The organism is Nocardia sp. CC201C (assembly GCF_030010695.1).
GTDB lineage: Bacteria > Actinomycetota > Actinomycetes > Mycobacteriales > Mycobacteriaceae > Nocardia > Nocardia otitidiscaviarum.
In genome coordinates, this window is the sequence record NZ_JASCXP010000327.1 from 1 (window position 1) to 8,509 (window position 8,509).

Sequence of the window (8,509 nt, forward strand, 5' to 3'; positions counted from 1 at the left end):
GCGGTGAATGTGCTGGCCCGGGAGGCGACGGACGAGGTGACGGCGCTGCTGGCGCTCGGGGACGCGCTGCGGGAGGCGCAGCGGAAACTGTCGGGCGAGGCGTTGCGGGCGCTCACCACCCAGCGCCAGCAGGTGGTGAACGCGCTGACCCGGAAGGCGGGCGAACTGGCGGCCACCCATGACCAGAAGCTGAGCGAGGCGACCCTCCGCGAGATCGGCCAGACCCTGCACGCCGCCCTCGCCGACCCCGACGTCGCGGCAGCGGTCCGCACCGGCACCCTCACCACCGCCACCAGCTACGAGGGCTTCGGCCCGACCACCCTCTCCGCCGTCCCCACCCAGGAATCCCCCTCCGCCACCGACACTTCCACTCGCGCGGGCGCGACTCGTGCACACGCCGCCGATGATCCGGCGCACCCGACGACGGGCGCAGCGGCACCACGCGACCGGGCGAAGGGAACCGGAAAGTCCGGCAGCACGACCGCCGACGGCAGGCGTTTCGCCGGAGCCGATACGGGAAGTGCCGCAGGAGATTCCGGCGGTGGCAACAGACCCGACGGCGCGCGCGGACCCGGTCGCGCCGCGAGGTTCGGCGGCACGGCCGAGTCCGGCAGCACCGCGATATCCGGCGACACAGGAACGTCCGACAGCACCGCGACATCCGACAGTGCGAAGTCCGACGGCGGGAAACCCGACGGCGGGAAACCCGGCAGCGCGAAACCCGGCAGCGGGAAGCCCGCCACCGCGAAACCCGGCGGCGCGAAGTCCGGCAGTGGGAAGTCCGGCAGCGCGGCACGGGCGCGGGAGGAGCGGCGCAGGGCGGCCGAGGAGGAGGCGCTGGCCGCCGCCCGGCAGGAGGCCGCCGATGCCCTCGCGGCGCTCGAATCCGCCCGCGCCGCCCGCGATTCCGCCCAGGCCGACCGCGACCGCGTCACCGCCGACCTCACCGCCGTCGAGGATCGCATCGCCGCCCTGCGCGCCGACCTCTCGCACGCCGAATCCGAACGCCGCTTCACCGTAGCCGCCACCCGCACCGCCCAGGAGGCCCTGAACAAGGCCCAACGCCACCTCGACCACGTCGAACGTTGGGCGGAGAAGGCCCGAGCCCGCCTGTCGCCCGGTTGACGTCACCGCGACCACAAGCAGTCCGCACCGGCCAAACGGGTGGCACCCTATATGGCATGGTGAAGACGACCGTGTACCTACCGGACGAACTGGAGACGCGGCTCGACGCGGAAGCCGCCGCTACCGGTGTGAGCAAGGCCGAGCTCATCCGCAGAGGTATCACCATGCTGTTGGACGCATCCACCAGGCCCAAGCACGACGCTCCACTGCCGGTATTCCACAGCGGTCGATCGCGCACGGCGGAGGAAATGGACGAGGAGATCTACGCGCATATCAAGCAGCAGTCGGAGCGGCGATGATCATCGTCGCCGACACCTCCGCACTGTTCGCGGCGTTCGATGCCGACCAGGATGATCACCGGTCCGCAGCTTCGGTCATGGAGAGTGAGACCTAGGTGATCTCGCCGCTCGTCCTGACCGAGTTGGATCATCTCGTACATCGAGAGCTCGGCTTCCCAGCCGCGATGCAGATCGTGAACGCACTCATGGGCCGCATGATCGACGGGCGATATCGGTTGGCCGAGTTGAAGCATGTCGATCTGGCTGCGGCACAGGAGGTTCGAGCCAAGTACGAGGAGCTTCGCCTCGATGTGGCGGACGCCGTCGGTGTCGTCCTTGCCGATCGCTATCGAACCAACGCCATCTTCACATTGGACCAGCGAAACTTTCGAGCAATCACGCCACTCACACACGGAATCGAGAATTTCCGGATCCTTCCGGCCGATCTGTAATCGTCATGGGTGAAGGACATATGAGCCTGGGAGTGCCCGCGTAGATTGCGGTTATGGCGGGCACGGCGCGGTTCGAGTGGATTGTCAGGATCATGGGAATACGGGCAGAGGACCGGATCCTGGAAGTGGGCGCGGGGTCCAGCCCGTCGGTCGCCTATCTGGCGGAGCAGTTGACGACGGGTCGGGTGGTGGCCATCGACCGATCGGCCACCGCCATCGCGCGTTCGGCGAAAAAGCACGCGGCACTGGTCGAGTCGGAGCGGGTGCGACTGCTCCAGACCGCGCTGGAGGAACTGCGCCCCGCGGATGTTCGCGAAGACGGCACCGGTTTCGACAAGGTGCTCGCGGTCAATGTGAATCTCTTCTGGACCCGGGATCCGACCCCGGAGCTCACCCTCATCCGCGAGCTGCTGAACCCGGGCGGTGCCCTGTACCTGGTGTACGGCTACGGCGAACCCGGAGCAGGCACCTCGAGCAGCCCGAAACCGTTGCCGGGCAAGCTGTCCGAGCACCTGAGGGGCGCGGGTTTCGAGGTCCGAACCCGCGCCTCAGGCGATCTCCTCGGCATTGTCGCCACCCCGGCGTGAGCGAATTCAGCCGCGTCTTACGGCTGAGTACGACTCAGCGCTCCGTGCGGCTGCGAACAACTCGGCCGCTCCGTGTGGCTGCGAACAACTCGGCCGCTCCGTGTGGCTGCGAACAACTCGGCCGCTCCGTGTGGCTGCGACAACTCAGCCGCGTCGTGCGGCGACGGCCTCGGCCAGCCGGTCGAGCTGCGCGGCGGTGGTGTCCCAGTCCAGGCAGGCGTCGGTGATGGACTGTCCGTAGGCCAGGTCGTCGGCGCGGCCGAGGGTGAGGTCCTGGCGGCCGGCGAGCAGGAAGCTCTCCATCATGACGCCGACCGTGCTGGTCTCCCCCGCCGCGATGCGCGCGGCGATATCGGTGACCACGTCGACCTGCCGGTTGTGGTCCTTGTTGCTGTTGCCGTGGCTGGCGTCGATCACCACGCGCTGCGGCAGCGACGACTTCTCCAGGCGCAGGCACGCCTCGGCCACGGAGGCCGCGTCGTAGTTGGTGCCGTTGCTGCCGCCGCGCAGGATCACATGGCAGTCCGGGTTGCCCGCGGTGCGGATGAGCGCCGAACGCCCCTCCAGATCGGTGCCGGGGAATACGTGGCTGGCGGCGGCGGCCCGCACGCCGTCCACGGCCACCTGCACGTCGCCGTCGGTGCCGTTCTTGATGCCGACCGGCATGGACAGCGCACTGGAAAGCTGGCGATGCACCTGGCTGGCCGCGGTGCGCGCGCCGATCGCGCCGTAGGCGACCAGGTCGGCGATGTACTGCGGGGTGATGGGGTCGAGGAATTCGCAGGCCACCGGCAGCCCGAGCGCGGTGATGTCGACCAGCAGGCGACGGCCCAGATCCAACCCGGTGTTGATGTCGAAGGTGCCGTCCAGGTGCGGGTCGTTGATCAGGCCCTTCCAGCCCAGGGTGGTGCGCGGCTTCTCGAAGTAGACGCGCATCACGATGTGCAGCCGGTCCCCGAGTTCGGCGGCCTTGGCCGCCAACCGGCGTGCGTAGTCGAGGGCGGCGTCGGGATCGTGCACCGAACACGGGCCGACGATGACCATCAGGCGGTCGTCGTCGCCATTGAGCACGTCGACGGTGGCCTTGCGGCCCGCGCGCACGGTATCGGCGAGCGCGTCGTCGATGGGGTGGGTGCGACGGATGTCGGCGGGCGAGCGCAGGGGGCTCACGCTGAGGGTGCGCTGATCGTCCAGATCGGCATGCCTGGAGTCGATGGCGGCGGCGAGAGTCATGATTCGTGGGTTCCTTTTCTCAGGCCGACCCACGGAGATTCGCGATGAGATTCCCTCGGAGCCGGTCTGTGTTCATCCGGCTCGGGGTGGGAGGAAGTCAGCGCTGGTGCACGCCGCTCGGCCCACCCGGGGCCGGCTGGCTAAACCAGAAATACACGCGCTGCATGGCGGCGACAGTACCAGAAGCCACGGAAAATGCGTGTGGCCGCTGACACATTCACGATAAGCATCTCACTATTCGGGATGACGTTCCATTGACCGAGCCAGCCTATCGAGCGTCCGCCAACGCCGCGCGAACGTGAAACGGCCCGGTGCGGAACAGTTCCGCACCGGACCGAAACGATGATCCGCTCAGCCGAGCACCGCCCAGTCGGTCGATGGCGCTCGCGATACCGTCGAAGCGGCCGGTGCACACTGACCACCGCACCCACCCGCTGGGTGACGGCGAGGTTCCACGGCTGGGCCGCTCGCTACTTCCGCCCGAACGGGTAGGTCACCTTGGTGAGCTGTTCGGACAGCTCCCAGAGGCGACGGGCGGTCATCTCGTCGCGGGAGGCCGACGACGATCCGGAGCGCACCGGATGGCCACGCAGACCGCGCAGGCCACCGGGGCCGTAGAACGCGCCCGGTTCCACCTCGGCGGTGGCGGCGTACAGCGTCGGCAGCGCACCCATCTCGGCGCTCTGCGCGAACAGCCGATTGCCGACGGACATCATGAAGTCCTGGAAGGATTCGGTGTGCGACTGCAGTTCCGTCGCGGCGTAACCGGGGTGGGCGGCCAGCGACAGCGTCGGGGAGCCGGCGGCGGCGAGCCGGCGTTGCAGCTCGTAGGCGAACATGAGATTGGCCAGCTTGGACTGCCCGTAGGCGGCCCAGCGCTGGTAGCGGCGGCGCTCCCAGTTCAGATCCGCCAGGTCGATGCGCCCGATGGCATGCGCGCCACTGGAGACGGTGACCACCCGCTCGCGGATCTTGTCCAGCAGCAGCCCGGTGAGCGCGAAGTGGCCGAGATGGTTGGTGCCGATCTGCATTTCGAAGCCGTCGGCGGTGCGACGCAGCGGCACCGCCATGATCCCGGCATTGTTGATCAGCACGTCAGCGGATTCGATGCCGTCGGCGAAATCGCGCACCGAGGCCAGGTCGGCGAGATCGAGGCGGCGCACCTGCGCGCGCTCCCCCATCTCGGCGGCGACGGCATGTGCCTTGACCTCGTTGCGGCAGGCCATGATCACCCGTGCGCCCGCACCCGTCAGCGCCCGCGTGGTCGCGGCGCCCAGGCCGCTGTTCGCGCCGGTGACGATGTAGGTCCGCCCGGTCAGATCGGGGATGTCGCCGATGTCCCAACCACTCACCCGCACGAGTCTAGGTGGGTGGGCGCGTCGGCGCGGAGTGTCGGCGAACGCACCCGGATGCCGCCCATTCGCCGAAGGGCGATCACACCGCGGATCGAGCGGCGTGTCAGAGCGCCGATCGATCGGATCCCAGCAGGTGAAGCAGTAGCGTCCGGCACATGGACACGATCCTCTGGGCCGGTTTGCTGGTCGTATTGGTCATGATCTGTCAACAGCGATCCCGCCGCCTGGTGCTGGCGGCCTGGTGGATCGCGTTCCTGGCGACCGGCCTCCTGTTGCAGCACCACATCACCAGCGGACTCGGTCTGGGGCTGACATGGTGACGCCCACGACGCTCGGCACCGGCACCACCGAGCACACCCGGCTCGGCCGGGTGCAGTACTGGCTCGCGGTCGTCTTCGTGGTCGGCTGGACCGGTGTGGTGTGCGGCGGCCTGGCCGTGCAGTTCGGCACCTGGGACTATCCGTGCCCGCTGTGCATGGTGCAGCGCAACTTCATGACCCTCGCCGCGCTCGGTGGCGCCTACATCGTGGCCAAGGGGTTGCGCGGAACCATCACCCGGCGCGACTACATGACCGGCTGGGGGCTGGCCATCGTCGGCTGTTTCGGCGGCGGCTTCGCGGCCTGGCGGCAGACCATGCTGCACATCCTGCCGGGCGATCCGGGTTACGGCGGCACGGTACTCGGACTGCACCTGTACGTGTGGGCGTTGATCCTGTTCGTCGCCGCCATCGCCACCATCGGCGCGGTGCTGGCCTTCGCTCACGCGACCGCGGGCGACACGATTCCGACCGGCGGCGTCGCCGCGCGCATCGGCAGGCTCGCGCTGTGGTTCTGCGGGCTGGTCATCGTGATCAACCTGGTCGCGGTGTTCCTGCTGGAGGGCCTGCACTGGTTCCTGCCCGACAATCCGTCGTGCTACCAGTTCTTCCACGACATCGGGGTCATCGACGGAACCTGCCCGGTCACCGAGTAGACCGATCCGAATGCCGCTGCCTCGCACCGGTTTCGGTGCGAGGCAACGGGTATCGGGAACTCAGCGCTGCGCCAGCACCTCTTCGTCGGACAGGGCGGCGACCTCCAGGTACATCGCCGCCACCGTGGCCAGGCGGCCCGGGGTGGCGGTGCGCTGCTCACGCTCCAGCAGCCGCCGCGCCAGTCCGGCGACGGTGCGGGCGGCGAAGAAGTCGGCCACCACGGTGTCGGGGGAATCCAGCCATTCCCGCACTCGCGCGACCACCGCGGTGGCGAGCACCGAATCGCCGCCGAGGGCGAAGAAGTCGTCGGTCGCGCCGACTCGATCCCGGCCGAGCACGGCGGCGACGATATCGGCCAGGGCACGCTCCAGATCCGTACGCGGGGCGACGAATTCGCTCACCCGCTCACCGGCGGCCAGCAGCGTGGCAATGGCCTTGCGGTCCGGTTTGCCGTTGGCCGTGAACGGCAGCTCCGCCAGCAGTTCGACGCGCGCGGGAATCATGTAGGCGGGCAACAGGTCCGCCGCCTGCGCCAGCAGCGCCTCCACCCGCAGCTCCGCGCCCTCGACCCCGACCACCACGGCGGCCAGTTTCGGTGCGGCCGAACCGATCACCGCGGCGATGGCATGGCGCACGCCGGGCAGGGCGCGCAGCGCGCTCTCCACCTCGCCCAGTTCCACCCGGTAGCCGCGAATCTTGACCTGGTGGTCGGCGCGGCCCAGGAATTCCAGGGTGCCGTCGGGCAGGTAGCGCGCCAGATCGCCGGTGCGGTACCAGCGCAGGCCCTCGTGAGTGACGAAGCGGTCGGCGGTGCGCTCGGGGTCGTTGCGGTAACCGGCCGCCACCCCGTCGCCGCCGATCCACAGTTCCCCGGTCACCCAATCCGGGCAGTCGTGCCCGGCCGGGCCGACCACGCGGCAGCGCACGTTCCGCAGCGGAGTGCCGTAGGGCACCGCCGACCATTCCGCGGGCACGCGGGCGTCGACCACCTCGCAGATGGTGGAGTGGATGGCGGTCTCGGTCGCCCCGCCCAGACCGGCGAAGCGGCAGTCCGGCGCGACCTGCCGCACGCGGCCCGGCAACGCCACGTCCACCCAGTCGCCGCCCAGGATGACCATGCGCAGGCTGTCCAAGCGACGACCCGATGCCGCGGACAACAGCATGTCGAGCAGGCTGGGCACGCAGTTGAGCACCGAAACCCGGTGGCGCTCGATGAGTTCCAGCCAACGGGCCGGTTCGGCGCGCTGGGTCTCGTCCACGGCCAGCACCGCGCCGCCGACGGCGAAGAGGCCGAAGATGTCGTACACCGACAGGTCGAACTCCAAGGCGGACAGGGCCAGTGCGCGGTCCGCGGGGCCGATGTCGAAGCGGTCGTCGAGATCGTCGATGGTGTTCATGGCCGCGCGGTGCGGCACCTCGACGCCCTTGGGCTTGCCGGTGGAGCCGGAGGTGAACAGCACGTAGGCGATGGCCTCCGGATCCGGGAACACCGGCTCGGCAAGCGGTTCGGCGAACACCCGGGCACCGGCGAGCGCCAGCGTGCGCACCTCCGGCACCTCGACCCCGGCGGTCAGCGCGGCCACCACGTCACCGGTGCGGATGATCTCCGCGCGGCGCGCGGCGGGCTGATCGAAGCCGATCGGCACATACACGCCACCGGCCGCCAGCACACCGAGGGTGGCGACGATCTGATCCGGCCCCTTCGGCAGCTGCACGGCCACCGCGTCCCCCGGCCGCACCCCGGCCGCCCGCAGCGCACCCGCCACCGCGAGCGCCTGCGCGGCAAGCTCCCCGTAGGTGAGCGTGTGCGCCCGCGCCGCACGCTCACCGTGGGCGCGATCGGCGGCCCGCACATCATCCTGGCCGTCGGGGCGACCGACCGTCCGCGCCGCACGCTCACCCTGGATGTGAGCGTGCTCCTGCTCGCTCCCGGCGACGCCACGGCGAGCACCCGTCTGCGCGGCTGCCGTACCGGCGGCGGGATCGAATCCCCGCCCGGCCACCGCATGGGCGAATGCGGTTGCGCCACTTCCGGGTTCGGCGTCGGTCTCCCAGATCACGGCGGGCGCGTCGGGATTCACGGCCGCGTGCTGGAACAGTCCGGCATGCAGCGTCCGCCCGCTCACCGGTCCCGAGGTGGCGTTCACCCGCGACCGGACGACGGCCTGCTCCAGCGGAATCCGCACCGTGGCCTCGGCATCCCAGCCGGTCTCGGTGTTGTCGACCGGCCGCGCCGCCGACAGCGCGGCGGCCACGGCCTCCTCCATGGCGTCGACCTGGGCGGCCAGATCCGCGCCAGGCCGCGACGGTGCCCCGGCGGCTTCCGTCACGCCCGCGGCATCCGCGATACCCCCGGCAACCTCCGTCGCGCGCACGGAGTGCGCGATACCTGTGGCAGCGTGCGCGCCATCGGCGACGGCTTCGGGCGCGGCGTGTTCGGTGATCCCGGGGGCCGAGGTATCGGCCGCGGGGGGGGGGGGGGGGGGGGGGGCGGGGGGGGGGCGG

7 protein-coding genes and 2 pseudogenes are annotated in these 8,509 nt (G+C 70.1%); 6 read left to right on the forward strand and 3 right to left on the reverse strand.

The annotated features are described in order from the left end of the window. The 4 genes and pseudogenes from QK444_RS26990 to QK444_RS27005 form a co-directional block, all read left to right on the forward strand. A pseudogene (locus tag QK444_RS26990) lies at window positions 1–333 on the forward strand (hypothetical protein); the annotation flags it as partial. Window positions 334–1,181: 848 nt separating this feature from the next. Further along, window positions 1,182–1,424 carry a CopG family transcriptional regulator gene (locus QK444_RS26995; RefSeq protein ID WP_282784945.1) on the forward strand — a complete coding sequence of 81 codons (243 nt, stop codon included), beginning with the start codon at window positions 1,182–1,184 and terminating at the stop codon, window positions 1,422–1,424. 95 nt (window positions 1,425–1,519) lie between these two features. Next, window positions 1,520–1,855: a VapC toxin family PIN domain ribonuclease gene (locus QK444_RS27000; RefSeq protein ID WP_282784947.1), complete on the forward strand. Its 336-nt coding sequence runs from the start codon at window positions 1,520–1,522 to the stop codon at window positions 1,853–1,855. Window positions 1,856–1,947: 92 nt separating this feature from the next. After that, window positions 1,948–2,442, forward strand: a complete 495-nt coding sequence (locus QK444_RS27005; protein ID WP_282784949.1) for a class I SAM-dependent methyltransferase — start codon at window positions 1,948–1,950, stop codon at window positions 2,440–2,442. Window positions 2,443–2,586: 144 nt separating this feature from the next. Here the strand turns inward: QK444_RS27005 and QK444_RS27010 are convergent, their stop codons facing one another. Beyond that, a complete protein-coding gene (locus QK444_RS27010) occupies window positions 2,587–3,675 on the reverse strand; it encodes a 3-deoxy-7-phosphoheptulonate synthase (RefSeq protein ID WP_029930901.1) in 1,089 nt (362 codons plus the stop codon). A 470-nt stretch (window positions 3,676–4,145) separates the two neighbouring features. After that, window positions 4,146–5,027 (reverse strand): oxidoreductase, encoded by an 882-nt coding sequence (locus QK444_RS27015; protein ID WP_282784952.1) that lies wholly within the window; start codon window positions 5,025–5,027, stop codon window positions 4,146–4,148. 158 nt (window positions 5,028–5,185) lie between these two features. On the opposite strand from QK444_RS27015, the gene QK444_RS27020 reads away from it, so the two are divergent. Together QK444_RS27020 and QK444_RS27025 are read left to right on the forward strand one after the other, a co-directional pair. Continuing rightward, on the forward strand, window positions 5,186–5,350 hold the full coding sequence (locus QK444_RS27020; RefSeq protein ID WP_282784954.1) for a DUF5993 family protein: 165 nt from the start codon (window positions 5,186–5,188) through the stop codon (window positions 5,348–5,350). Continuing rightward, complete coding sequence (locus QK444_RS27025; RefSeq protein ID WP_282784955.1) at window positions 5,344–6,003, forward strand: disulfide bond formation protein B; 660 nt, start codon at window positions 5,344–5,346, stop codon at window positions 6,001–6,003. Before QK444_RS27020 ends, QK444_RS27025 begins: the two co-directional genes overlap by 7 nt. 60 nt (window positions 6,004–6,063) lie before the next feature. Here the strand turns inward: QK444_RS27025 and QK444_RS27030 are convergent. Continuing rightward, window positions 6,064–8,154, reverse strand: a pseudogene (locus tag QK444_RS27030) (non-ribosomal peptide synthetase); the annotation flags it as partial. Between the last annotated feature and the right edge of the window lie 355 nt (window positions 8,155–8,509).